Below are 21,523 nucleotides of genomic sequence, written 5' to 3'. Positions count from 1 at the left end.
CCCGTCACACCCCCGCGAGCGCCTCAGTGGGGGCGAGACGTCCGGCCCGAACCGCCGGGTAGAGGCCCGCGATCCCCCCGATCGCCAGTGTGACGGCGATGCCCGCCGCCCCGGACCACATCGGTACCTCGGTCGGCCAGCCCCGGGCATACGCGTACCCGGCGGTGATGACAGTACCCAGCACCAGGCCGCCGAGACCGCCCAGCGCGGACAGCAGCAGCGACTCGGTGACGAACTGGCCCCGGATCTGGCCGCCGGTGGCGCCCAGCGCCCTGCGCAGACCGATCTCCGGACGCCTCTCCAGTACAGAAATGATCATGGTGTTGCCGACGCCGACCCCGCCCACCAGCAGCGCGACCCCGCCGAGGCCCAGCAGCAGCCCGGTCAGCGCGGACTCGGTGGCCTCCCGTGCGGCCAGCGCATCGGAGGGCCGGGAGACCATCACCTCGTTGGGTTCGGCCGGATTCGCCGTCGCCGCGAGCACATCGCGCACGGCCGTCACCTGGCTGTTCCGGGCGCGTACGTAGATGTTCGACGGGTGGCCGTCGAAGTGCAGATACGTCTGCGCGGCCCGCCAGCCGACCAGCGCCGAGTTGTCGATCTCCGGCGCCAGCGGCACCGGATCGAGCACACCGACCAGGGAGAACCACTTCCCGCCCAGCCACAGGCGCATCCCGGGCGTGTACGCGTCCAGCCGCCGGGCCGCCCGGGAGCCGAGGACCACGGCCGGGTAGTCCTCGGTCGCCGACTCGAGCCATCTGCCCGTGTCGACGTGCCCGCCGATCGCGGGCAGGAGCCGCGGCCCGGCCGCGGCCACCTGAACACTGCTGGTGCGTCCGACCGGCACATGCTCATTGCGGTAGACCGCGGCGTCCTCGATCGCGCCGACCGCCGCCACCTGCTGCACCGGTCCGATGCGCCCGATCATGGGCACCGCCTCTTCGGGGAGGCTGCTCTTCCTGCCGTCGGGAGTCTGCCCGGGGGCGACCCGCAACAGATTGGTCCCCAGTTTGTCGAGTCTGCGGTCGACCTCGGCCCGGCTGGAGCTGGAGATACCGACGACGGCGACCATCGCGGCGACACCGATCGCAATGCCCAGCGCCGACAGGAACACCCGCAGAGGGCGGGTTCGCAGACCGGTTCCGCCGAGCCGGAAGATGTCGGCGGGTCGCAGCCGGGCGGGGCGCAGCGCGGTGACGTGCCCGTGCCTCGGGCGGCTCATCGCTCGGTTCCCGTACGGGGCAGGACGGGACCGCTGTCGGCGACTATCCGGCCGTCGCGCATCTCCACCCGCCGGTCGAACACCGCGGCCATCTCCCGGTCGTGCGTGATGACCACCACCGTGGTGCCGGCCGCGTGCAGCTCGCACAGGAGCTCCAGCACCGCCACACCTGAGGCGGAGTCGAGGTTGCCGGTGGGCTCGTCGGCGAGCAGAAGGGCCGGCTCGCCGATCACTGCCCGGGCGACTGCGGCCCGCTGCCGTTCGCCACCGGAGAGCTGGTGGGGGAGGTGGCCGATCCGGTGGTCGAGCCCCACACGGGTCAGCGCCTGAGCCGCCCTGCGGCGGCGCTCCCGCAACGGCACGCCCGCGTACAGCAGGCCGTCGGCGACGGTGTCCAGCACGGGCACCCCCACGGCCAGGTGGAACTGCTGGAACACGAAGCCGATCCGTTGCGCCCGCAGTGCGGAGATCTCACCGTCGGACAGCCCGGCGATGTCGTAGCCGTCCACGGTCACCCGGCCGCTCGAGGGCCGGTCGAGGGTGCCCATCAGATGGAGCACGGTCGACTTCCCCGAACCGGAGTGGCCGACGACGGCGACGAGTTCTCCGTACGTAATGGCGAGGTCGACCTCGCTGACCGCGGTGACGCGGCCCGGGTAGGTCTTCGACACGGCCGCGAACTCGACGACGGGTGTGCCCGGGAGCGGGCCGGACGGGCGGGACGGTCTTGCCGAGGTCACCTGGGGATCCTCACCTTCATGCCCTCGTGGACCTGGGGGCCGCTCACCTCGACCCGGCCGTCGGCGAACAGACCGGTCTTGACCGGTACGAAGCGGCCGGTACCGCCGCCCTCGCCGCCTTCGGCGAGTTCCAGTCCGTGGCCGCCCTCGGCCAGGGCGACCAGGGCGGCGACGGGAACGGTGAGTACGTCCTTGTGCTGGGTGACCACATGGCGGACCGTGACAGGCCCGCTCTCCAGCCTGCCCAGAGAGCTCTGGTCGTCGAAGGCGATCACGACGGATACGGTGGCCGCCTTCGCCCCGGAGCCGCCGTCCCCGCCTCCGTCCGCGCCCCCGCCACTGCCCGTGCCCCCACCGCCGGGCGCGGACGCGTCCTTGCCCACGCGGGTGACCTTCCCCTTGACCGAACGCCCGTCCGGGAGCTCCACCGTGACCTCGCTGCCCCGCCGCGCCCAGTTCATGTCGGAGGCGGGGGCATCCACGTCGACCATGCGCGAGGTGCTCGTGTAACTCAGCGGATTGCCGACGGCATCGGCCCCGACCCGCACACCGGTGCTCGCGATACGGACCGGACCGGGTGCGTAGACGATGTCCCCGGCGTCGACCTCGCCGGTCTGCGGCAGGCCGAGATCCTTCTGCCAGCGCTTGACCGCGGCGGCGGTCAGCGAGGAGTACGTCTCGTCCACGGTGAAGCCCGAGTAGCCGAGGGCGCTGAGGTTGGTCTCGAACTGGTTGACGTCCATACCGTGCAGCGGCACGGGCGGCTGCTGAGCGTCGCCGCCCCGACCGACTTCGGCACCACTGGCACCGTTTGAGCGCCGGCTGTCTGCGTCACTGCTCTCAGCGGTCTCGCCGCCCGGGTCGCCGCCGTGGCCGCCGCCGGCGCCGCTTCCCGCAGCCGAACCTTCGGCTTCCGTCATGCCCAGGCCGCGATACATGGGCAGAGTGCCGTACAGCAGCACCACGGGGCGGTCGTCGACACGTAGCACCGTCTCGCCGCGCCGCACGATCTTGTCCGATTCGGGCAGCCAGGTCACCGTTCCGCTCTTCTTGATCCGGAACGGAACTTCAGGCCCGTGCCCGAGGCGGCCGTCGATCTCGGTCCGGTCGGTCAGCGTGCCCCGAGCGACCCGCACCGCCTGGCCGCCGGTCCCCCGGCCGCCCGCACCGTCAGTACCCGCGCCGCCCCCGCCCAGCCCCAGGGCTCCGACCACGCCGACCGCGGCGACCAGCAGAATCCCGGACCCCAGGATGACGGGTCCGCGCCTGCGGCGCCTGGCCCCCCGGTCGTCCGCGCCCCTCTCCGTCACGTCTTCCCCCACTGCTGTCGGCTGATTGCCCGTGCCCTTCACGACGTTCACGGCGCCGGTTCCATCAGCCCTTGGGTGTGGGTGCGTCGACCGGGATACCGATGACCGGGGCGCACGCGCGCGCGGCGCGCTTGGCACCCGCCGATGCCGAGTCCCAGGGGGATTCCTGGAAGTGGCCGTCGGCACCGGTGTCGGGGAAGTCGGGCGCTCCGTGCTCCTGCATGCACTTCGCGTACCGCCGGTTCTTCCCGATCTCCTCCTCGGAGAGTTCGGGCCGCTGCTCCTTGAGGACGCTCTCAGGGATGGGCAGGCTGAGGCTCGCGCACTTCTCCTGAGCCTTGAGGGCTTTCGGATCACGCTTCCACTTGGAATTGTCGCCGAATTCGACCCTGCCCCTGGAGTCGGGATCGGGGGTGTCGAACCCTTCGTCGCGCAGGCATTCGACCCACTTCCGCTGCCCCTCGACATAGTCGGCCAGCTCGCTCGAACCGCTCTTGGAGGCCGTGGCGCCGGTCTTGCCGTTCGACGCCGAGGCGACCTCGTTCCCGCTGTTGCCGCCGCCTCCGCAGCCGGTCACGGTCAACGTCGCCACCGACACCACCCCGATCAGCAGCCTTCCCCCGTACCACCGACGCGCACTCATGCTCATGGGCTCCTCGCACATTGGCCGTCGCCCGGCTTCCGCTCCGGCCGGACGGCGACGAATGTAGGACCGCGCCCATGAAGGACCTGTGAAGAAGCCATCAAGAACTCTTCCGGGACCGCTCCGGGCCGGCGGACGGCCAAAACCGTCGGCCCTGACGACAACCGCCCTCTGTGGTGGCAACCCCGACGCGGGGTTGCCACCACAGAGGGCGGTTGTCGTAGATCTACGAGGGTCAGTTGTGACCGAACCTCCGCTGCTTCCGGTGGGAGACCTGTTCTGAGATCGAGTGCACCGTGTCCTGGGCAGCCGTTCGCTGCGTCGGCTGTTCCTTCGTCTCCGGAGCAGCGCTGCGTTCGTGGCCGCCGGTGCGGGCACCTCGGTTCTGCCGACTCTGCTTCTTGCCCACGATCGTGCCTCCTGTAACGGATCTCGGACGATGGGCCACTTCCAGATTCGCATTTGAGTGCGAAAGGTGCATCTCGGGCTTCCGTTGCCGAGAGCGCTTGTCCCGACGCAGGCGGCAGGGACTGGCCGCAGGCCGGGTATCCGCCCCTTCGCGGACCGGATCCGTGCCGCACGGGCATCCGTGGGCGGGGCACCGTCCAGGAGAAGGCCGCCCCTCGGCCGGGCGCTCACCGCACCGGGATATTGAGATGCGGGCCGGTCGGGGACGGACATAGGGTCGATGCTCGTGGAGCCGCTCAGTGAGAAACAGATCCGCTCATCCTTCGTGAACTGCACCAAGGGTGAGGCGGCGCGGCTTCGGCTGCCGCTCGACTTCGACGAACTTCCCTGGGATGACCTGGACTTCTTGGGATGGGTGGATCCTGGAGCGCCGCTGCGGGCACACCTCGTGGTGTCCCGCGCACAGGGTCCGCTGGGGATATCTCTGCGTATACCCTCCGTGAGGCGTACCAGCGCCGTGAAGTCCAGCATGTGCCAGATCTGCCTGACAGGTCACGCCTCCTCCGGGGTCACCCTGCTCGCTGCCCCCTTGGCGGGCGCCCGGGGCCGCGAGGGCAACACAGTCGGTATCTACATCTGCGCGGACCTCGCCTGCCCTCTGTATCTGCGGGGCAAGCGGCAGCCGAAGCTGCGTTCCGGGCGGTACGAGGAGTCCCTGACGCTGGACGAGCGCCTCGCGCGCATGTCGGGCAATCTGGATGCCTTCGCGGCCAAGGTCGCCGCGGCGTAAGCCCTCACGAGCACAGCCCGTCACCCCGTAAGGAAGCAAAAACGTCCGACGGGGAGGGGGAGGTGTCCCGACCGGGCCGTAATGAGCCGGGGCCGGGGCCGTGACGGCCCGCTTTCTTACGGCTCGCTGACGTGCGCGCGTACCGGGACGCGGCGCCGCCCGGTCCGTACGGTGGGGCGCATGCGTGTACTTGTGACCGGTGGTGCGGGGTTCATCGGGTCGCACATCGTCAAGACCCTGATCTCCCGTGGGCACGAACCGGTCGTGCTGGACAGCCTGCTCCCGACCGCGCACCGGAGCGTGACCGGGCCGCCGGAGCTGGGCGGTGCCGCGTGGGTGCGCGGGGACGTACGAGACCGGGACGTGGTGCGGCAGGCGTTGAGCGGGATGGACGCGGTGTGCCATCAGGCCGCGATGGTCGGTCTCGGAAAGGACTTCGCGGACGCGCCCGACTACGTGGGTTGCAACGATCTCGGGACCGCCGTGCTGCTCGCCGCGATGGCGGAGACCGGGGTGGAGCGGCTGGTGCTCGCCGGGTCGATGGTCGTGTACGGCGAGGGGCGCTACGAGTGCCCGAGCCACGGGTGGGTGCGGCCCGGTCCGCGCGCCGAGCAGGATCTGGTGTCGGGGCGGTTCGAGCCGCTGTGCCCACAGTGCGGTGCGGAGCTGTCGCCCGGGCTGGTGGGGGAGGACGCGCCGGCTGATCCGCGCAATGTCTACGCGACGACCAAGCTGGCCCAGGAACACCTGGCGGCCGCATGGGCCCGTACCACCGGTGGTCGTGCGGTGTCCTTGCGCTACCACAACGTCTACGGCCCTCGGATGCCCCGAGACACCCCTTACGCCGGAGTGGCTTCCCTCTTCCGTTCGGCACTCGCACGGGGGGAGGCGCCCAGGGTCTTCGAGGACGGCGGACAGCGCCGGGACTTCGTCCATGTCCGGGACGTGGCCGCAGCCAACGCGGTGGCGCTCGAAGCCATCGACGTCCGGGTGCCCGGAGCTCTGACCTCGTACAACACCGGCAGCGGCGATCCGCACACGGTGGGAGAGATGGCGGCGGCCCTCGCGGCCGGGCACGGCGGGCCGTCCCCGGTGGTGACCGGGGAGTTCCGGCTCGGGGACGTACGGCACATCACGGCCGACTCCAGTCGTCTGAAGTCGGAGCTGGGCTGGCGGCCCGAGGTCGGATTCGCCGAGGGCATGGCCGAGTTCGCTACGAGCCGGCTGCGGGGAGGATGACCTCGAAGCGGCAGCCGCCCGTCACGTTCCGCACGTCGGCGCGGCCGGGCCGTCGGCGGCCCGGTCCACGGTGAAGCCCGCGCGCTCCGGACAGCCGGTCAACACTTCGGCGACGGTCGGATCGTCGTCCACGACCAGGACGTGCTGCGCTGTGTGCACGGGGCCGCCTCGCACCGGGCTCCGGCCGACGGACGCACCGAAGTGGCGCAGGGGAGCGATGTCCGCGTTTCGTAAGGACTTCGGATGCCTTCTGCCCGGTTCGGATTCGTACGGTGAAATCCGTGACCGACTCGAATTCCGCGGCCCCGTACGCGGTGAACGTTGTCCTGCCCTGTCTGGACGAGGCAGGGGCCCTGCCCTGGGTCCTGGAACGGATCCCGCCCGGCTGGCGGCCGATCGTCGTCGACAACGGATCGACCGACGGATCCCCGGAGATCGCCCGTTCTCTCGGTGCCACCGTGGTGAGCGAGCCGAGGCGGGGCTTCGGCGCCGCCTGCCATGCGGGCCTGCTCGCGGCGGACGCGGACATCGTCTGCTTCTGTGACTGCGACGCCTCGCTCGACCCCGGCCTGCTCACCTCCTTCGCGGCCCAAGTGGCCTCAGGAGAAGCCGACCTGGTTCTGGGGCGGCGGCGTCCGCAGTCTCGCGGGGCCTGGCCCCCGCACGCCCGCGCGGGCAACCTCGCTCTCGCCCGGATGCTGCGCCGTCGCACCGGTCTGCGCCTGCACGACCTCGGCCCGATGCGGGCCGCGCGCCGCGAGGCGCTGCTTTCCCTCGGCCTCACCGACCGGCGCAGCGGCTACCCGCTCCAGATGGTGGTGCGCGCCGCCGACGCCGGCTGGCGGGTGCGGGAGAGGGACGTCCCGTATCTGCCCCGCACGGGGAAGTCGAAGGTCACCGGAACGTGGCGGGGCACCTGGCACGCGGTACGGGACATGCGGAAGGTGCTGGGCGAGGAGCCGCTGGAGGCGGCCCGGTGAGCACCGTGCTGGTCATCGCCAAGGAGCCGGTGCCGGGCCGGGTGAAGACCCGGCTCACTCCGCCCTTCAGCCCCTCGGAGGCGGCCCGGCTCGCCGAGGCCGCGCTCGCCGACACTCTGGAGGCGGTGCTCGCCACGCCCGCCGACCGCCGAGTCCTGGTCCTGGCGGGGAATCCCGGCGCCTGGCTGCCCGTCGGCTTCGAGGTGGTGCCGCAGTCCCCGGGAGGGCTCGACGAACGGCTGGCCGCGGCCTTCGTCCGATGTACCGGGCCGACACTGCTGATCGGAATGGACACCCCGCAGGTGACTCCGGCACTCCTGGCCACCGGACTGGAATTCGGTCGTTGCGACGCCTGGTTCGGGCCGGCGCACGACGGCGGCTTCTGGGCCCTCGGACTCGCCGCGCCGGACCCGGAACTGCTGCGCGGTGTCCCCATGTCCGTACCGGAGACCGGGAGGGTGCAGCGCCGTCGGCTGACGGAGGCCGGTCTCACCGTCCGGGACCTGCCGGCGCTGCGGGACGTGGATACCGCCGCCGACGCCCTGGCGGTGGCCGGGAAGGTCCCGGGCAGCCGTTTCGCCGTGCTGTACGCGGCGCTGACCGGGACAGGCGTCAGGTGAGCGCCCTGGAGCCGGCGCGGCCGGTGGAATCCGTCGGGCCGTCGGCTCCCGGGCATCCGCGCGGTCCTTGGATCCGCTTCGGGCCCGGCGGGCCGACCCGTACGACCGCGCCCTGCGTTCCGGGCGCGGCCCGCTCTTCCTGTGACGTGGTGACGGCTGGTTGCCGCCCCTGGAGATCGAGCGCTGGTGTGCGGCGGCGCACAGTGCCGACAGCAGTGTGCCGGCCCGGTGCCGGGGCCCAGTGCTCGACATCGGGTGCGGACCGGGGCGGCTGGTGACCTGTGTCAGCGGCTATGGCTCCGTCGACCGGGGCTGGGACGTCGGGATCCGGTGGGTGAAGAACATCGCGAGGACAGCGGCGAGGGCGAGGATGGCGAGTGCGGCGCGCAGGCCGTCGAGCCTCGCTTCGGCGTTCGCGTCGAGCGTCGCCCGAGTCACCTCCGTGCTTGTGCCGGCCTCTTCGAGGGCGGTCTTGAGCTGGGCGTCCGACAGGAAGGTTGCTCCGCTTCGGAGCTCGACGGTCGCCTTGCTCTTGACGCCGGCCGGGACCGCCGGATTCTGTTCGACGTTGGCCAGGAACGAGGACGTGAGCGCGGCGATCATGATCGACCCGGCGAGTGCGGTTCCGAGCGAGGCGCCGAGGTTGGTGACGGCGTTCTGGACGCCGCCGACTTCTGCGCTCTGCTGCTCCGGCACTGCGGACACGGTGACTGACCCGAGCTGGGACGCCAGCGATCCCATGCCTAGCCCGATCAACAGGAGTGGGATGGTGACGATTTCCGCACCGGCGTCTGCATCGAGCGCGGCCATCAGGGCGACGGCGCCCGTGAGCAACGCGAGAACCCCGAGCCGCACCACGCGCCGCGGCGAGACGTCGGGGAAGAAGCGTGGGATCAGGACTGCGGCAGCCAGCAGCGTGATCGAGAGCGGCAGGAGGCGGGCACCGGTCGTGAGCGCGGACAGGCCCAGCGCAACCGACAGATAGAGCGGTACGACGAAGAACACGCCCATCTGCACGAGGTACTGGAAGAAGAACATCGTCAGCCCGCCGGTGAGCTGTTTGTTCTCCAACATGGATGGGTGAATGAGCGGCTCCCTGCGCTGCTCCACGAGTCGGGCCTCCCGGCGGAGGAAGAGCCAGACCAGAAGCAGCCCTGCCAGCATCAACCACACGACCAGGGAAACCCCGAGCCACGAAGGCGCGTCGGGCTTCGGCCTGAACCAGCCCCATTCGTCCGAGCGGAGCACCCCGTAGACGAAGATCCCGAGCCCGAGCGCGGAGAGCGCGGCGCCGACGAGATCGATGCGTGGGCGTTCGTCGCTCGCAGTGTCAGCGATGCGACGGGCAAGCACCAGGATGCCGAGGACCACCAAGACCTCCCCGGCGAAGACCCACCGCCACGAGAAGTACGTCGTGGCGACACCCCCGATGAGAGGCCCGAGCGCGATCGCCACGGCCCCTGCTGCCGCGACGAGTCCGTAGGCCGCAGGACGACGTTCCGTGGCGAAGTTGCCGGCCACGAGCGCCACGATCGCGGGGAGGATGAGCGCCGCTCCGACCCCCTCGAGGAACGACCAGCCGAGCAGCAGCACAGGCAGGTTGGGCGCGAGCGCCGTGATGAGGGATCCGCAGCCGTAGATGCCGCAACCGATCACGAACGCGCGTTTGCGGCCGATCAGCGCCCCGGCCTTACCTCCGGGGATCATGAACATCGCCATCACGAGGGTGTATGCCGTGATGGCCCCTTGGATACCCGTCACCGTCGTGCCCACGTCGTCGGCCACGGTCGCGATCGAGACGTTCATGACAGAGCTGTCGAGCGCCATCAGGAACTGACCGGCAGCGAGCGTCAACAGGACGAGTCGCGCCGTTGCCGAACTCGGAGCAGTGCCTGCCCTGGGTGCCATGGGCGAATCGTCCCAGCCGCCCCGGCGGGCGGATCCGCGACCCGCCATGGAGATCAACCGGTTGGCAGGCGTGAGGTCGGCGTAGCGGCTTTGGGCGGGAGCTGCCATGGGGCCTCGCTATTGAGCGGCGTCCGTACTGAGGAGGCGCGCCGAAGCCATGGACGAGGGGTCTCTGCCCGACCCGGCCGGGGGGTGAAGGCGCTGCTCGCCTCGGCGGCCGATCGCCTCGTGGCCTACGCGACGCAATCGAAGAGAGCAGTGGTCGCATTTCCCATGCTCACACGAGAAGGCACCTGCTAACATTTTTTGGCATGTGCTGGATGTTGACATGAGAGACCGCACGCCGACGGGCGACGACCTGGTGCGGGTGCTGGCCACCCTGTCCAACCCGCACAGGCTGCGGGTCGTTGCGGCCCTCGTGGGGGGACGGAACTACGTGAGCCAACTGGCGCGCGAGCTGGACATCAGCAGGGCGCTGCTCCAGGTCCATCTGAAAAAGCTGGAGGCGGCCGGTCTGGTCTCCTCCCGGCTGGAGCTGTCGGAGGACGGAAAAGCGATGAAGTTCTACGAGGTGAGCCCTTTCTCGGTCCACCTGACACCGGAGTGCATCGAGAACGCCGTCGAGACGCTGACCATCGAGAAGGGATCACAGCGATGAACGATCACGAGTGGCAGGAAGTCATCGGAACCATCGGCATCTTCGTCCTGCTCATCGCCGTGGTTGTCACGATCATCTGGCAGGGCGCCATCAGCTTGCGGGCCAAGGCTCAGCTGGCGCGCGAGAGCGAGTACAAGAAGCTCGCCGAAGCCGCTGTCACCGGGCAGCAGAACATCGAGCGACAACTGGCCGAGATCGGTGGCCAGGTCTCCGAACTGCAGAGCCGTACGGACTCGATCGAGCGGGTCCTCAAGGACGTCGAGTAACCCGCGCGGGGGCTCCGACAGAGCCCTGGGCCGTCGAGCGGCAACTCGACGGCCCAGGCATGGAGAGACGAACCACCTCGCCGCAGGCGAGTTTGCGCAGGAACACCCCACCAATGAAGAGGAGAGCAGCTCATGCTGCCCAGGAGCAAGTCCGCCCCCCGCCCGCCCGACGGCCCCGATACGGGCGCAGGGGGCTTACCGCCCCGCTCCGATACGGCCGGGCCCGACCGTCCCGGCGTGATAGCGGCTGTCGCGGGCTGGTCCACCCGGCACCGCGCCCTGGTGATCGCCGGGTGGCTCGCACTCGTCGTGGTCGCCTTACTGTCCAGCGCACTTGCGACGGGGGACGGCGCCCGCTCGGTCGATCCCGGAGAGGCAGGCCGTGCCCAGCAGATGGTGCAGGCGCAGGGCAGCGGCGACTCCATCCGGGAGAACGTGCTGATCCAGTCGCGTGACGCCGGCGGCGACCACCGGTTCGTGGACGACCCCGAACTGCGCGAGGCCGCGGGGGATTTGGTGGCCGAGCTGCGCCGGACACCGGGCGCGGTGCGCGATGTCGGTTCCCCGCTGGTGGCGCACGGTGAGCGCTGGGTGTCACAGGACGGCCGCTCCGGTCTGATCACCTTCGAAGTGGCAGGCAACGAGGGACAGTTCAAGGCCCACTACACGGCTGCGGTGAAGGCCGTGAAGCAGGTGCAGGAGAGCCATCCGCGGGTACGGTTCGCCCAGGCGGGCGACCACAGCCTCTCCGAGGCGGTCAACGACGGAATCAAGGACGACCTCAAGCGCGCCGAGACGACCTCTCTACCGCTGACGCTCCTGATCCTGCTCGTCGCCTTCGGCTCTCTCATCGCCGCCGGCATCCCACTGCTGCTGTCGGCGACCACCGTGGCGGCCGCGTTCGGGCTGCTGCAACTCGTCAGCCAGTGGGTACCGTTCAACAGCGCCGCTTCCGCCATCGTGTTGCTGATCGGCATGGCTGTCGGCATCGACTACTCGCTGTTCTACCTACGTCGGGTGCGGGAGGAACGGGCCGCCGGGCACGACGTGCGGGAGGCGCTGCGGATAACGGCACGCACCTCGGGCCATGCCGTCGTGGCGTCCGGCCTGACCGTGATGGTCTGCATGACCGGCCTGCTGTTCACCGGTGTGGATGTCTTCAAGGGCCTGACCGCAGGCACCGTCCTGGTGGTCGGCCTCGCGGTGCTCGGCTCCGTGACGGTCCTGCCCGCGCTGCTCGCCGCACTCGGCGACCGGGTCGACAAGGCTCGTATCCCTTGGCTCGGCCGCCGCAGGATCGCGGCGAAGGAGTCGCACCTCTGGAGGCGGGTGGCACGGGCGGTCGTACGCCGGCCCGTGGCGGCCGGCGCTACGGCAGCCGTGGCCCTGCTGCTCATGACGCTGCCCGCGCTCGGGATCCGGTTGCAGGACGCCGCAGTGACCGCCAGCCTGCCGCCCGGTGTCTCGACCGCGGTGGACGCCGCGACCGCCATGCAGCAGGAGTTCCCGGGGTCCGCGACCGCGGCCCGGGTGGTCTTCGACCGTGCAGACGGTACGTCGGCCGACACCCCCGAGGTACGAGAGGCGATCGACGGGCTCCACGAGCAGGCCGCCGTCGGCCACGGTGCGCTGCGGGAACCGATCACGGTCGTGCCGGTCGGCGACGCGATGGTGGTACGCGTGCCGCTGGAGGGCGCCGTCACCGATCCCGTTGCGAATCGGGCCCTGGCGACCCTGCGCGACCAGGTTCTCCCCTCGACTCTCGGCACGGTGCGGGGTGTCGACTACGCGGTTGCGGGCAGGACCGCCATGCCGCACGACTTCGCGAAGCAGGTGAACAGCCGGACCCCGATCGTCTTCGCGTTCATCCTCGGCCTCGCGTTCCTCCTGCTCGCGGTGACGTTCCGGTCATGGACCATCCCGCCGGCTTCGATCCTGCTCAATCTGCTGTCCATCGGCGCTGCTTACGGGGTGTTGACCCTGGTCTTCCAGGACGGCAACCTGGAGTCGCTCCTGGGGTTCAACTCCTACGGGGGAGTGGTGAGCTGGCTACCGCTGTTCATGTTCATCATCCTGTTCGGCCTGAGCATGGACTACCACATCTTCATCCTCAGCCGGATCAGGGAACGTTGGCTCGCGGGCACGGAGCCGCGTGAGGCGGTCGTCGGAGGCATAGCGGCCAGTGCGGGCGTCGTCAGTAGTGCGGCGCTCATCATGACCGGTGTCTTCACGGTCTTCATGACCTTGTCCGCCATCGAGTACAAGATGCTGGGCCTCGGCATGGCACTGGCCATCCTCATCGACGCCACCGTTGTACGTGGCGTGCTGCTGCCTGCCGCGATGTCCCTGCTCGGAGAGCGGGCCTGGAGCCGCAGGACCGGCTCGATCGCTGGCGGCGGCCGAGGGTGCGGCAGGCTCAGCCCGTTCAACGCCGGTCGTCGGCGTTGAACGGGTGACCGCCGTGTCTGCTGCCCGTGCGGCGGCCCGCTGCCGCGGCGGCAGCGGTGGACCTCCTGAAACCCGGCGGCCACGGCAACGCCTGGCTTGTCGTGGCCGCGCCATGGCCGAGGCCGGCAGCGCACTGGCCTGCTGGTCGCTGAGTTGACACTCGGTCGTTGGTGAACGCGGCAACTGGCTTCGCGATGGCATACGTACAGCTGCCTTCAAGCGCCGCACTTCGCAGGTGACCGCAGGCTGTCCTCGGGGAGGCCACGGCCAGGGCCTTCTCCCGGATTTCTCAAGCGATCTCCAGAAACCACTCAGGGGCCTGATCCATAAAATGAATCAGGCCCCTGACCTGGTGTTTCATCTGTCGGGGTGGCGGGATTTGAACCCACGACTTCTTCGTCCCGAACGAAGCGCGCTACCAAGCTGCGCTACACCCCGATGTCGCCGGTTTCTCGGCGACATCGATTACTTTAGCCCACCCGCGCCCTCAGACGAAATCCGGTTTATGCGCTGCTGAGGGCGCGAGGGTCGTGGGTGCTCAGTCCCGGGGCGTCAGGGTCAGCAGGGTCGCCTCGGGCGGGCAGGCGAAGCGGACCGGGGTGTAGCGGTTGGTGCCGCAGCCTGCGGAGACGTGGAGGTAGGCGCGATGGTCCTCGACGGAGTGGGTGGAGAGGCCCTTGACCCGGTCCGTGTCCAGGTCGCAGTTGGTGACCAGGGCACCGTAGAAGGGGATGCAGAGCTGGCCGCCGTGGGTGTGACCGGCCAGGATCAGGGGGTAGCCCTCCGCAGTGAAGGCATCCAGGGAGCGCAGGTAGGGGGCGTGGACCACGCCGATGGAGAGGTCGGCGCCCGTCTCGGGGCCGCCCGCCACCTCCGCGTAGCGGTCGCGCTTGATGTGCGGGTCGTCCAGGCCGGTGAAGGCGATCTCCAGGCCGTCGACCTTGAGGCGGCCGCGGGTGTTGGACAGGCCCAGCCAGCCCGCCTCGTCGAAGGCGTCGCGCATCGGTTCCCACGGGTTGTGGACGACGCCGACCGCGGGGGCGTTCCCGTTGAGGCCGTGCTTGCCCTGGGCCTTCTCGAAGAGGTAGCGGGCAGGGTTGCGGAGCTTGGGGCCGTAGTAGTCGTTGGAGCCGAAGACGTACACACCCGGGAACTGCATCAGCGGACCGAGCGCGTCGAGCAGCTCGGGTACGGCCTCGGGGTCCGAGAGGTTGTCGCCGGTGTTCACGACGAAGTCCGGGCGCAGCCCGGCCAGCGACTGCAGCCAGGCGCGCTTCTTGCGCTGGCCGCTCACCATGTGGATGTCGGAGACCTGGAGTACGCGCAACGGTCGTGCCCCGTACGGGAGTACGGGGATGGTAACCCGTCGCAGGCGGAACGAGCGGGCCTCGAATCCGGCGGCGTAGGCGAGGCCGACAGCGCCGACCGCTGCGCCGACTGCCGTGACTTTCAGGGGTACTCCGTAGCGTGCGCGCATGTGTCCATCGTCGCAGACACGGTGCGGCGGGAAGAAAACCGGCGGGCGGTGGGCGGCCCGTACCTGCCACAATCAGCACATGACCACGCTCAAGTCCAAGCTCAAGGAAGATCTCACCACGGCCATGAAGGCGCGTGACGAGCTGACCTCGTCCACGCTCCGGCTGACCCTCACCGCCATCACGAAGGAGGAGGTCAGCGGCAAGACGGCGCGCGAGCTCTCCGACGACGAGGTGCAGAAGGTGATCGCCAAGGAGGCGAAGAAGCGCCGCGAGGCGGCCGAGGCCTTCGCCCAGGGCGGCCGGACCGAGCAGGCCGAGCGCGAGAAGGCGGAGGGCGAGCTGCTCGACGCATACCTGCCGAAGCAGCTGAGCGACGACGAGCTGGGTGCGATCGTGGCGTCCGCCGTCGAGGAGGCGAAGGCCGCCGGGGCCGAGGGGCCGCGGGCGATGGGCGCCGTCATGAAGATCGTGAACCCGAAGGTCGCGGGGCGCGCGGACGGCGGCCGGGTGGCTGCCGCGGTGAAGAAGCTCCTGGCGGGCTGAGGCCGCGCGACGTACGGGACAGGGATGTACGAAGTGGGGCGCCCCGGATCGGGATCGATCCGGGGCGCCCCACCTTCATGTGCGTGAACCGTACGGGTCAGGGACCCTGCGCACCGCCGTCGGTCTGACCGTCGCGGCCGCCGGTGTTCCCGCCGATCAGGTCCGGCGGGATGCTCATGCCGGGGAACGGATTCTTGTCCCCGGGCTTCTTGCCGGGCTTGTTGCCCCCGGGACCCGGCCTGCCATGGTCCTCGTCATTGCCACGGTCCTCGCCACGGTCCTCGCCATCGCCGTGCCGCTCCGGCGGGTCCGGGATGTTGACGGTGTTGAAGGCGGGGGCGGTTACTCCATTGAGGGCGCCCGTCATCGCGTCACGCCAGATCGGTCCGGGGACCTGTCCGCCGTACACCTTGTCCTGGTACACGCCGCCGATGGTGATGCGCTCCATCTCGACGCTCTGGGACGGGCTGCCGACCCAGACCGCGCCGGACATGTTCGGCGTGTAGCCGACGAACCAGGCGTTCTTACGGGCGTCGGTCGTACCGGTCTTGCCCGCGTTGTCGCGGCTCTGGAGGCCGGCCTCCTGACCGGTACCGGAGTCGACCACGCCGCGCAGCAGGGTGTTGATGGTGTCCGCCGTGGTCTGCGACATCGCCTGCGAGCAGGTGGTCTTCGGTATGGGCAGCGAGGTGCCGTCCGCCGTCTTCACCGACTCGATGGCGATCGGTGTGCAGTACGCACCGCGGTTGGCGAAGGCGGCGTAGGCACTGGCCATCGTCAGCGGCGACAGGCCATTGGAACCGAGGGTCAGTGTGGACGGGTTCTGCGGCAGCTTGGTGCCGTCGCCCTGCACTATGCCCAGCTTGTCGGTCATCTTCGAGACGGGACACATGCCGATGTCCTGGAGCATCTGCACGAAGTAGGTGTTGACGGACTTCTCCATCGCCACCTTCAGCGGGTACGGCCCCTTCTCGGACTCGTTCTCGTTCTCCAGGTGATACTTCGGCACGCCGTCGTTGACCCACGGCTTCCCGCAGGACTGCACCGTGTCCGGGTAGTCCATCTCGTACGGGGAGGGATAGGACTGCGTGGCCGGCTTGCCGCCCTCTATCGCCGCGGCGGCAAGGAACGGCTTGAACGTCGAACCGGTCGGGAAGCCGTAGTTCGAGCCGCCCATGCTCTTGTTGACCGAGTAGTTGTACTGGGTCTCGTTGGACCCGAAGCCGTACGGCTTGGACTGGCCCATTCCCATGATCTTGCCGGTGCCCGGCTGGACCAGCGTCACAGCCGTCGCGACCTTGTCCGACTTGTAGACGTGGCTCTTGATCGAGCTCTGCACCGACTGCTGGGACTGCGGGTCGAGCGTCGTCCGGACTGTCAGACCGCCCCGGTTCCAGATCTTGGCCCGGTCCTCCTTGGTCTTGCCGAAGACCGGGTCGGAGAGAAAGACCTGGCGTACGTAGTCGCAGAAGAAACCGGCTCCGCTGACGGCCGTGATGCAGCCGTTCTGCGGCTTCTTGACCTTCAGCTTGATCGGGTTCGACTTCGCCTTGTCGGCCTCGGCCTGCGAGATGTCACCGACGTCGGCCATGCGCTGGAGCACGGTGTTGCGGCGCTTGGTCGCCTCGGCGGTGTCGTTGACCGGGTCGTAGCGGCTCGGCGACTGCACGATGCCGGCCAGCAGCGCGGACTCCTCCAGCGTCAGGTCCTTCGCGTGCTTGGAGAAGTAGCGCTGCGAGGCGGCCTCGACGCCGTACGCCTGCTGCCCGAAGAAGGTGATGTTCAGGTAGTTCGTCAGGATGCGCTTCTTGCCGAGGTTCTCCTCGACCTGGATCGCGTACTTCAGCTCCTGGATCTTGCGGCCCATGGTCTGCTGAGTGGCCTGCGCGACCTTGTCCGGGTCGTCGCCGGCCTCCTCGACGAAGACGTTCTTCACGTACTGCTGGGTGAGGGTCGAGGCGCCCTGCGCGGTCCCGCCCTCCTGCACATTGCGGTTCAGCGCGCGCAGGATGCCCTTGAGGTCGATCGCCCCGTGCTCGTAGAAGCGGGCGTCCTCGATCGCCACTATCGCCTTCTGCATGTACGGCGAGATGTCCTTCAGCTCGACCACCGTGCGGTCGCGCGAATAGACGGAGGCGATCATTCCGCCCTTGCTGTCCAGGATCGTGGTGCGCTGGCTCAGTGGTGGAGTACGGAGATTGGCCGGGATCTCGTCGAATCCCTCGACTGTCCCCTTGGTGGCGAGGCCCAGTGCTCCGGCGGCCGGCAGCGCGATGCCCGCGAGCACGACTCCGGAGAGTGCGGCGACACCGAGAAACTTGGCGGCCTGCTGGGTCGCGGTGAGACCCCCGCCCGAGCGGTTCTTTGGCATGGGGGCAGCCTACGTTCTCATTCGCCGGACACGCGTATATGCATTGGCCTAAGCTGCTCCTAACTGTCACAGCAGTCCCGTTGCGTATCAACCCCCGTGCGCGATCCGGCCACGCGTTCAGGCACTCCCGAATTCTCCCCCTGTGTCATCGAACGTCCGTTGTGATCCAGGTGAACTGTCCTGATTCTGCTGGGGCATTCAGTTATGTCCTCACCTCACTCCCCTGGGTGATCTGCCGCATACGCATAGTCCGTTCGGGCCATTCAAGATTGGGCCCGAAGGGGGTGTTGTGCTGTCGCCGCCTTCCGTAACGTCCTCAACTGGCAGCGGTGAATATGCCGCTGCCGCCGTGGGGGAGCCTCGATTCGGGAGAGGACGGCGCCGTGATGGGCTGGGTAACCGACTGGAGTGCGCAGGCAGCCTGCCGCACTACCGATCCGGATGAACTGTTCGTACAAGGGGCAGCGCAGAACAGGGCCAAGGCGGTGTGCACCGGATGCCCGGTGCGGACCGAGTGCCTGGCCGATGCGCTGGACAATCGCGTCGAATTCGGCGTGTGGGGCGGAATGACGGAGCGGGAGCGTCGCGCACTGCTGCGCAGGCGGCCCACCGTCACGTCCTGGCGCCGGCTGCTGGAGACCGCACGCAGCGAGTACGAGCAGTCCACGGGCATCCTGCCCGTGGCGATCGGGCTGGACGACGACGAACTGCACGAGAGGTACGCCGCGGTGGGGTAGAGCGGACGTGCGGCTACGCAGCTCCGGCCGGGGTGGAACCGGTCGCGAGCCGGTGCCCGATGGCCCGAAGCCCCGCGAGGTCATGTACGTCACCGGGCAGCGCGGCCACTTGGGTCACGGCGACCTCGGGGTGCAGTGCGGTGAAGCGGTCGCGTGTGCGCTGTTCACGCGCGACCACCTGCATCCGTTCCGCGTGCAGCCGCAACAGACCTGCGGTCAGCTGCTCGACGGAAGCGTCCTCGGTCACGGTCTCGGTCCTGGTTGCGACTTCGGGAGCCGGTTCGGGATCTGGCTCGCGGTCTTCGGTGTCCTCGTGCTCGGAAGGATCGGGATCGGCAACGGCTTCGGGAGAGACGACCGACCAGTCGGCCGGGTCACGAAGTCCAGCCTTCCCGGCCGTCTGATCCACAATGCCGACCCCGTCAAGATTTTCTGCGGCCGCAAGTGCGAGCTCGGCAGAGAGCCGGGCGGCGTCGCTGCCATGGACACGGTTGAGCACCAGGCCGGCCAGCGGCATTTCCTCCGCGGCCAGCCGTTCCACGAAGTACGCCGCCTCGCGCAGCGCGTCCCGCTCCGGTGTCGCGACGACGAGGAACGCCGTACCGGGCGCCTGCAGCAGTTTGTACGTGGCATCGGCCCGGGTGCGGAAGCCGCCGAACATGGTGTCCATCGCCGCCACGAAGGTCTGTACGTCGCGCAGGAACTGACCGCCGAGCAACTTGCCGAGGGTGCCGGTCATCATCGACATGCCCACATTGAGGAACTTCATCCCTGCCCGGCCGCCCATCTTCGCCGGGGCCATCAGCAGCTTGATGAACCTTCCGTCCAGGAACGAACCGAGCCGCTTCGGTGCGTCCAGGAAGTCCAGCGCGGAGCGCGACGGCGGGGTGTCGACGATGATCAGGTCCCACGCGTTGCGCGCGCGCAGCTGCCCGAGCTTCTCCATCGCCATGTACTCCTGGGTGCCCGCGAAACCGGCCGACAGGGACTGGTAGAAGGGGTTCTCCAGGATCGCGCGGGCCCGTTCGCCGTCCGCGTGCGCCTCGACGATCTCGTCGAACGTCCGCTTCATGTCGAGCATCATGGCGTGCAGTTCCCCGGCGCTCTCGCCGTCGATGCCCGACACCCGGCGCGGGATGTTGTCCAGGGAGTCGATGCCCATGGACTGGGCGAGCCTGCGCGCCGGGTCGATGGTGAGGACGACGACCTTACGGCCGCGCTCGGCCGCCCGTACACCCAGCGCCGCGGCGGTCGTGGTCTTGCCGACCCCGCCCGAACCGCAGCACACGACGATCCGGATGCCGGGGTCGTCGAGCAGTGCGTCGGTGTCCAGCGCGGGTGCGAGTGCGGTGGCCCTGTCTGTGGCCGTGTCCGCGTCCGTGCCCTGTGTCATGTATCCACCCCTTGTCCCACCCCTTCGCCCACCCCGTCACCCACGCCCTGCTTGCGGAGTTCGGTCGCCAGGTCGTAGAGCCCGGCCGGGTCCATGCCCTCGCCGATCAGCGGGAGTTCGTGCCCCGGCAGCTCCAGGCCCGCGAGTACCTCGCGCTGCTCACGCTCCAGCTCGACCCGCTGGGCATGCTCGGCCGCCTGCTCGACCAGGGGGCGCACGAGCCCCGCGGAGCCGGTCACGCCCGCCCGGGTCAGCGCCCTGGCGATCTCCTTGCGGCGGCCGCCCGCGGCGGTGCGCAGCGCGTCCTCGTCCAGCAGATGCGGTCGCACCATGTTCACGATGACCCGGCCGACCGGCAGTTCGGCGGCCCGCAGCTCCGCGATGCCGTCCGCGGTCTCCTGGACCGGCATCTCCTCGAGCAGTGTCACCAGATGGACAGCCGTTTCGGGGGACTTCAGCACCCGCATCACGGCCTGCGCCTGAGTGTGTATAGGGCCGATCCGGGCCAGCCCCGCCACCTCGTCGTTCACGTTGAGGAAGCGGGTGATGCGCCCGGTGGGCGGGGCGTCCATGATCACGTAGTCGTAGACGTACCGGTTCTGCTTGTCCTTGCGGCGTACGGCTTCGCAGGCCTTGCCGGTCAGCAGCACGTCCCGTACACCGGGCGCGATCGTGGTGGCGAAGTCGATCGCGCCGAGCTTCTTGAGCGCCCGGCCCGCGCTGCCGAGCTTGTAGAACATCTGGAGGTAGTCGAGAAGGGCGCGTTCGGCGTCGATCGCGAGGGCGTACACCTCGCCTCCGCCCGGCGCGACGGCGATCTTGCGCTCCTCGTACGGAAGAGACTCCGTCTCGAAGAGCTGGGCGATGCCCTGCCTGCCCTCGACCTCCACGAGGAGAGTCCGCCTGCCCTCGGTCGCGAGGGCGAGCGCGAGGGCGGCGGCGACCGTGGTCTTACCGGTACCACCCTTGCCGCTGACGACCTGGAACCTGCTCACGTATTCGAGCCTAACCAGTCGGGCCGCGGGCTACGCACGAGGCTGCGCGTGCCAGGCATTACAGTCGGGCCATGACCAAGTGGGAATACGCGACCGTGCCTCTTCTCGTGCACGCGACCAAGCAGATTCTGGACACCTGGGGCGAGGACGGCTGGGAGCTGGTCCAGGTCGTTCCCGGCCCGAACAACCCCGAGCAGCTCGTGGCCTACCTGAAGCGGGAGAAGGCGTAGTGGCGGGCGCTGTAGAGGCGAAGCTCGCCGAGCTCGGGCTGACGCTGCCGGACGTCGTGCCGCCGCTGGCCTCGTACCAGCCGGCCGTGCAGTCGGGGGTGTACGTGTACACCTCCGGCCAGCTCCCGATGGTGGACGGCAAGCTCGCCGTCACCGGCAAGGTCGGTGCGGAGGTCACGCCCGACGAGGCCAAGGAACTGGCGAAGACCTGCGCGCTCAACGCGCTGGCCGCCGTGAAGTCCGTCGCGGGCGACCTGGACCGGATCGCGCGAGTCGTGAAGGTCGTGGGTTTCGTCGCCTCGGCATCCGACTTCACCGGGCAGCCCGCCGTGATCAACGGCGCCAGCGAGCTGCTGGGCGCGGTCCTCGGCGACAAGGGCGTGCACGCGCGCAGCGCGGTGGGCGTCGCGGTGCTGCCGCTGGACGCGCCGGTGGAGGTCGAGGTCCAGGTCGAGCTGGTCGGGGCCTGAGCCGTAGGTCTGCTGAGGGTGGTCTGCCGGGGCCCGGGCCGTGCGTCCGCTGCGGATCGCAGGCGGTCGCTCGC

The 21,523-nt window shown here is 69.5% G+C and carries 20 protein-coding genes, 1 tRNA gene and 1 pseudogene; 11 read left to right on the top strand and 11 right to left on the bottom strand.

The window, feature by feature from the left end:
• Positions 1-4 precede the first annotated feature (4 nt).
• Genes IEZ15_RS20515 through IEZ15_RS20500 form a run of 4 tightly spaced genes read right to left on the bottom strand, consistent with a single transcriptional unit; the run spans position 5 to position 3,915 of the window.
• The gene (locus IEZ15_RS20515; RefSeq protein ID WP_189278731.1) at positions 5-1,222 is read right to left on the bottom strand and encodes an ABC transporter permease; all 1,218 of its coding nucleotides are present in this window, start codon (positions 1,220-1,222) and stop codon (positions 5-7) included.
• Positions 1,219-1,962, bottom strand: coding sequence for an ABC transporter ATP-binding protein (locus tag IEZ15_RS20510; protein WP_189278729.1), 744 nt, complete (start codon positions 1,960-1,962; stop codon positions 1,219-1,221). The genes IEZ15_RS20515 and IEZ15_RS20510 overlap by 4 nt, the downstream gene beginning before the upstream one ends.
• Complete coding sequence (locus IEZ15_RS20505) at positions 1,959-3,323, bottom strand: peptidoglycan-binding domain-containing protein (protein WP_229845999.1); 1,365 nt, start codon at positions 3,321-3,323, stop codon at positions 1,959-1,961. The genes IEZ15_RS20510 and IEZ15_RS20505 overlap by 4 nt, the downstream gene beginning before the upstream one ends.
• Positions 3,324-3,336: 13 nt before the next feature.
• The gene (locus IEZ15_RS20500; RefSeq protein ID WP_114249133.1) at positions 3,337-3,915 is read right to left on the bottom strand and encodes a hypothetical protein; all 579 of its coding nucleotides are present in this window, start codon (positions 3,913-3,915) and stop codon (positions 3,337-3,339) included.
• A 694-nt stretch (positions 3,916-4,609) separates the two neighbouring features.
• Here IEZ15_RS20500 and IEZ15_RS20495 point away from each other — a divergent pair.
• Both IEZ15_RS20495 and IEZ15_RS20490 read left to right on the top strand, forming a co-directional pair.
• Positions 4,610-5,113 (top strand): FBP domain-containing protein, encoded by a 504-nt coding sequence (locus IEZ15_RS20495; protein WP_114249132.1) that lies wholly within the window; start codon positions 4,610-4,612, stop codon positions 5,111-5,113.
• 180 nt (positions 5,114-5,293) lie between these two features.
• The gene (locus IEZ15_RS20490; RefSeq protein ID WP_114245281.1) at positions 5,294-6,352 is read left to right on the top strand and encodes an NAD-dependent epimerase/dehydratase family protein; all 1,059 of its coding nucleotides are present in this window, start codon (positions 5,294-5,296) and stop codon (positions 6,350-6,352) included.
• A gap of 39 nt (positions 6,353-6,391) precedes the next feature.
• On the opposite strand, the pseudogene IEZ15_RS20485 reads toward IEZ15_RS20490, so the two are convergent.
• Positions 6,392-6,526 (bottom strand): annotated as a pseudogene (locus IEZ15_RS20485) (DNA-binding response regulator); the annotation flags it as partial.
• 98 nt (positions 6,527-6,624) lie between these two features.
• On the opposite strand from IEZ15_RS20485, the gene IEZ15_RS20480 reads away from it, so the two are divergent.
• Positions 6,625-7,332: a glycosyltransferase family 2 protein gene (locus IEZ15_RS20480; protein ID WP_114245280.1), complete on the top strand. Its 708-nt coding sequence runs from the start codon at positions 6,625-6,627 to the stop codon at positions 7,330-7,332.
• A complete protein-coding gene (locus IEZ15_RS20475; protein WP_189278727.1) occupies positions 7,329-7,952 on the top strand; it encodes a TIGR04282 family arsenosugar biosynthesis glycosyltransferase in 624 nt (207 codons plus the stop codon). Before IEZ15_RS20480 ends, IEZ15_RS20475 begins: the two co-directional genes overlap by 4 nt.
• A 291-nt stretch (positions 7,953-8,243) precedes the next feature.
• Here IEZ15_RS20475 and IEZ15_RS20470 read toward each other — a convergent pair whose 3' ends face one another.
• Positions 8,244-9,860, bottom strand: a complete 1,617-nt coding sequence (locus tag IEZ15_RS20470; protein ID WP_189278725.1) for an MFS transporter — start codon at positions 9,858-9,860, stop codon at positions 8,244-8,246.
• A gap of 328 nt (positions 9,861-10,188) precedes the next feature.
• Between IEZ15_RS20470 and IEZ15_RS20465 the strand changes: the two genes are divergently transcribed.
• The 3 genes from IEZ15_RS20465 to IEZ15_RS20455 all read left to right on the top strand — a co-directional run bounded on the left by IEZ15_RS20465 (position 10,189) and on the right by IEZ15_RS20455 (position 13,232).
• The gene (locus IEZ15_RS20465) at positions 10,189-10,518 is read left to right on the top strand and encodes an ArsR/SmtB family transcription factor (RefSeq protein ID WP_189278723.1); all 330 of its coding nucleotides are present in this window, start codon (positions 10,189-10,191) and stop codon (positions 10,516-10,518) included.
• Positions 10,515-10,784 (top strand): hypothetical protein, encoded by a 270-nt coding sequence (locus IEZ15_RS20460; RefSeq protein ID WP_189278721.1) that lies wholly within the window; start codon positions 10,515-10,517, stop codon positions 10,782-10,784. The genes IEZ15_RS20465 and IEZ15_RS20460 overlap by 4 nt, the downstream gene beginning before the upstream one ends.
• Before the next feature lie 237 nt (positions 10,785-11,021).
• The gene (locus IEZ15_RS20455) at positions 11,022-13,232 is read left to right on the top strand and encodes an MMPL family transporter (protein WP_229845998.1); all 2,211 of its coding nucleotides are present in this window, start codon (positions 11,022-11,024) and stop codon (positions 13,230-13,232) included.
• A 364-nt stretch (positions 13,233-13,596) separates the two neighbouring features.
• Here the strand turns inward: IEZ15_RS20455 and IEZ15_RS20450 are convergent.
• Both IEZ15_RS20450 and IEZ15_RS20445 read right to left on the bottom strand, forming a co-directional pair.
• Positions 13,597-13,670: transfer RNA gene (locus IEZ15_RS20450), tRNA-Pro, on the bottom strand.
• Between the two features lie 100 nt (positions 13,671-13,770).
• On the bottom strand, positions 13,771-14,709 hold the full coding sequence (locus IEZ15_RS20445) for a metallophosphoesterase (protein WP_189278718.1): 939 nt from the start codon (positions 14,707-14,709) through the stop codon (positions 13,771-13,773).
• A gap of 79 nt (positions 14,710-14,788) precedes the next feature.
• On the opposite strand from IEZ15_RS20445, the gene IEZ15_RS20440 reads away from it, so the two are divergent.
• Positions 14,789-15,253, top strand: coding sequence for a GatB/YqeY domain-containing protein (locus IEZ15_RS20440; RefSeq protein WP_114245277.1), 465 nt, complete (start codon positions 14,789-14,791; stop codon positions 15,251-15,253).
• Positions 15,254-15,350: 97 nt separating this feature from the next.
• Here the strand turns inward: IEZ15_RS20440 and IEZ15_RS20435 are convergent, their stop codons facing one another.
• A complete protein-coding gene (locus IEZ15_RS20435) occupies positions 15,351-17,624 on the bottom strand; it encodes a transglycosylase domain-containing protein (protein WP_189278716.1) in 2,274 nt (757 codons plus the stop codon).
• 386 nt (positions 17,625-18,010) lie between these two features.
• On the opposite strand from IEZ15_RS20435, the gene IEZ15_RS20430 reads away from it, so the two are divergent.
• Positions 18,011-18,361, top strand: coding sequence for a WhiB family transcriptional regulator (locus tag IEZ15_RS20430; protein WP_176740522.1), 351 nt, complete (start codon positions 18,011-18,013; stop codon positions 18,359-18,361).
• Positions 18,362-18,374: 13 nt separating this feature from the next.
• Here IEZ15_RS20430 and bagB read toward each other — a convergent pair whose 3' ends face one another.
• Together bagB and bagA are read right to left on the bottom strand one after the other, a co-directional pair.
• Positions 18,375-19,754: an ATPase BagB gene (bagB, locus tag IEZ15_RS20425; RefSeq protein WP_189278713.1), complete on the bottom strand. Its 1,380-nt coding sequence runs from the start codon at positions 19,752-19,754 to the stop codon at positions 18,375-18,377.
• Positions 19,751-20,749: an ATPase BagA gene (gene bagA / locus IEZ15_RS20420; protein WP_189278711.1), complete on the bottom strand. Its 999-nt coding sequence runs from the start codon at positions 20,747-20,749 to the stop codon at positions 19,751-19,753. Before bagA ends, bagB begins: the two co-directional genes overlap by 4 nt.
• Before the next feature lie 71 nt (positions 20,750-20,820).
• Between bagA and sp36 the strand changes: the two genes are divergently transcribed.
• On the top strand, positions 20,821-20,979 hold the full coding sequence (sp36, locus tag IEZ15_RS20415; protein ID WP_003967454.1) for a Sp36 family protein: 159 nt from the start codon (positions 20,821-20,823) through the stop codon (positions 20,977-20,979).
• Complete coding sequence (locus IEZ15_RS20410; RefSeq protein WP_114245273.1) at positions 20,979-21,449, top strand: RidA family protein; 471 nt, start codon at positions 20,979-20,981, stop codon at positions 21,447-21,449. Before sp36 ends, IEZ15_RS20410 begins: the two co-directional genes overlap by 1 nt.
• The last annotated feature ends 74 nt before the right edge of the window (positions 21,450-21,523 follow it).

It is taken from the genome of Streptomyces atratus, from assembly GCF_014648655.1.
Lineage (GTDB): Bacteria > Actinomycetota > Actinomycetes > Streptomycetales > Streptomycetaceae > Streptomyces > Streptomyces atratus.
This window is presented reverse-complemented; position numbering and strand designations above follow the sequence as displayed.

What these genes read in the sequence shown, in the direction of transcription:
- IEZ15_RS20515 (WP_189278731.1), bottom strand. Translation starts at nt 1,222, where the DNA reads ATGAGCCGCCCGAGGCACGGGCACGTCACCGCGCTGCGCCCCGCCCGG.
- IEZ15_RS20500 (WP_114249133.1), bottom strand. Translation starts at nt 3,915, where the DNA reads ATGAGTGCGCGTCGGTGGTACGGGGGAAGGCTGCTGATCGGGGTGGTG.
- IEZ15_RS20490 (WP_114245281.1), top strand. Translation starts at nt 5,294, where the DNA reads ATGCGTGTACTTGTGACCGGTGGTGCGGGGTTCATCGGGTCGCACATC.
- IEZ15_RS20470 (WP_189278725.1), bottom strand. Translation starts at nt 9,860, where the DNA reads ATGGCACCCAGGGCAGGCACTGCTCCGAGTTCGGCAACGGCGCGACTC.
- IEZ15_RS20465 (WP_189278723.1), top strand. Translation starts at nt 10,189, where the DNA reads ATGAGAGACCGCACGCCGACGGGCGACGACCTGGTGCGGGTGCTGGCC.
- IEZ15_RS20460 (WP_189278721.1), top strand. Translation starts at nt 10,515, where the DNA reads ATGAACGATCACGAGTGGCAGGAAGTCATCGGAACCATCGGCATCTTC.
- IEZ15_RS20445 (WP_189278718.1), bottom strand. Translation starts at nt 14,709, where the DNA reads ATGCGCGCACGCTACGGAGTACCCCTGAAAGTCACGGCAGTCGGCGCA.
- IEZ15_RS20440 (WP_114245277.1), top strand. Translation starts at nt 14,789, where the DNA reads ATGACCACGCTCAAGTCCAAGCTCAAGGAAGATCTCACCACGGCCATG.
- IEZ15_RS20435 (WP_189278716.1), bottom strand. Translation starts at nt 17,624, where the DNA reads ATGCCAAAGAACCGCTCGGGCGGGGGTCTCACCGCGACCCAGCAGGCC.
- IEZ15_RS20430 (WP_176740522.1), top strand. Translation starts at nt 18,011, where the DNA reads ATGGGCTGGGTAACCGACTGGAGTGCGCAGGCAGCCTGCCGCACTACC.
- bagB (WP_189278713.1), bottom strand. Translation starts at nt 19,754, where the DNA reads ATGACACAGGGCACGGACGCGGACACGGCCACAGACAGGGCCACCGCA.
- sp36 (WP_003967454.1), top strand. Translation starts at nt 20,821, where the DNA reads ATGACCAAGTGGGAATACGCGACCGTGCCTCTTCTCGTGCACGCGACC.